The following is a 1873-nucleotide window of genomic DNA, read 5'->3' as shown; positions in this document are numbered from 1 at the left end:
GCCCAGATCAGGGCCAGCCATCCAAGCCGCTGCCACAGCGGTTTTTTTTCGGCTTCTTCAATGTCGTGCAGGGAATGTTTGCCGGTCATTGCATCGATCCTCATTCAGATCGGTGACGCCGCTGAGGGCGCCATCGCGAGCAGGCTCGCTTCCACAGCGCTAGTGATAACCGTCTTCATGGGTCACCTTGCCGCGGAATACGTAGTAGCTCCAGAAGGTGTAACCCAAGATGAACGGGATGATGAACAACGTGCCAACCAGCATGAAGCCCTGGCTTTGTGGAGGTGAAGCAGCGTCCCAGATCGAGATCGACGGTGGCACGATGTTCGGCCACAAGCTAATGCCCAGACCACTGTAGCCGAGGAAGATCAGCATCAACGTCAGCAGGAACGGCCTGTAGTGCGCATGGCGGGCGACGGCGCGGATCAAGCCGTACATCGTCGCCAGCACCAGAATCGGTACGGGCATGAACCAGAACAGATTGGGCAGCGTGAACCATCGGGCGGAAATTTCGGGGTGAGTCAATGGTGTCCAGATGCTGACGATTCCGATCACCGCCAAAACCACGAAGGCCAGAGGCCGGGCCAGGCCGAACATTTTCTCTTGCAACTCGCCTTCGGTCTTCATGATCAGCCAGGTGCAACCGAGCAGCGCATAAGCCACCACCAGCGCCACGCCGCAAAACAGCGTGAACGGTGTCAGCCAGTCCAGTGAACCACCGGCGAATTGGCGATTGACCACCGGCAACCCATCTATAAAGGCACCCAATGCTACGCCCTGGAAGAAGGTCGCGGTGACGGAGCCACCTATAAAGGCCATGTCCCAGAGGTAACGCTTATCGTCCTTGGCCTTGAAGCGAAACTCGAACGCCACGCCACGGAAGATCAGCCCGATCAGCATCAGGATAAGCGGCAGGTACAAAGCCGAGAGCACCACCGAATAGGCCAGCGGAAAGGCGCCAAACAACGCAGCTCCGCCCAGTACCAGCCAGGTTTCGTTACCGTCCCACACCGGGGCGACGGTGTTCATCATCACGTCACGGTCGGATTTGCCCGGAATGAACGGGAAGAGGATCCCGATCCCGAGGTCGAAACCGTCCATGACCACGTACATCATGATGCCGAAGATGATGATCACGGCCCAGATCAGCGGAAGATCAATACCCATGACTCAAATCTCCTTGTTCAGGCTGGGACTGTGGTCACTTTCGGCATTTTTATCGTCAGCGGCGGACAATGGACGGGCCGGCGTACGCTTCTTGCCGGGACCACCTTCATTGGTTTCCTTGCCTTCGTCGATCTCCGGCCCTTTGCGCACCAGGCGCATCATGTAGCCCAGACCGGTACCGAACAGCGCGAAATACACCACGACGAACAGAATCAGCGTGATGCTCATCTGCATGACAGTATGGTTGGAGGAGGCGTCCGCCGTGCGCATCAGACCGTAGACCACCCACGGCTGACGGCCGACTTCGGTGGTAAACCAACCCGCGAGGATCGCGATCAGGCCAGACGGCCCCATCCACAACGCCRGGTAAAGGAACGGCCGCGAGGTGTACAGCCGGTCACGCTTGCGCAGCAACAGGCTGCACACACCGGTGAAGATCATCAGCATGCCCATGCCGACCATGATCCGGAACGTCCAGAAAACGATGGTCGAGTTGGGCCGGTCTTCAGGCGGGAATTCCTTGAGCCCTGGTACTTGCTTGTCCAGCGAGTGAGTGAGAATCAGGCTACCCAGGTACGGAATCTCGACGGCGAATTTTGTTTTCTCTTCTTTCATGTCGGGCCAGCCGAACAGGATCAAAGGGGTCGGTTCATCGCCGATGTTTTCCCAGTGCCCTTCAATAGCCGCTATTTTCGCCGGCTGATAC

The 1873-nt window shown here is 57.9% G+C and carries 2 protein-coding genes and 1 pseudogene; all 3 read right to left on the bottom strand.

The window, feature by feature from the left end; all coding sequences use genetic code 11:
• A pseudogene (locus AC1DRJ_RS26080) lies at window positions 1-89 on the bottom strand (DUF2474 domain-containing protein); the annotation flags it as partial.
• Between the two features lie 70 nt (window positions 90-159).
• A complete protein-coding gene (gene cydB, locus AC1DRJ_RS26075; RefSeq protein ID WP_477804690.1) occupies window positions 160-1167 on the bottom strand; it encodes a cytochrome d ubiquinol oxidase subunit II in 1008 nt (335 codons plus the stop codon).
• Window positions 1168-1170: 3 nt separating this feature from the next.
• On the bottom strand, window positions 1171-1873 hold a 703-nt coding region (locus AC1DRJ_RS26070), incomplete at its 5' end, for a cytochrome ubiquinol oxidase subunit I (protein ID WP_477804689.1).

Source organism: Pseudomonas sp. P5_B2 (genome assembly GCF_056400445.1).
The sequence above is the reverse complement of the archived record's forward strand: the minus strand, read 5'-3'. Positions and strand labels throughout refer to the sequence as shown.

What these genes read in the sequence shown, in the direction of transcription:
- cydB (WP_477804690.1), bottom strand. Translation starts at nt 1,167, where the DNA reads ATGGGTATTGATCTTCCGCTGATCTGGGCCGTGATCATCATCTTCGGC.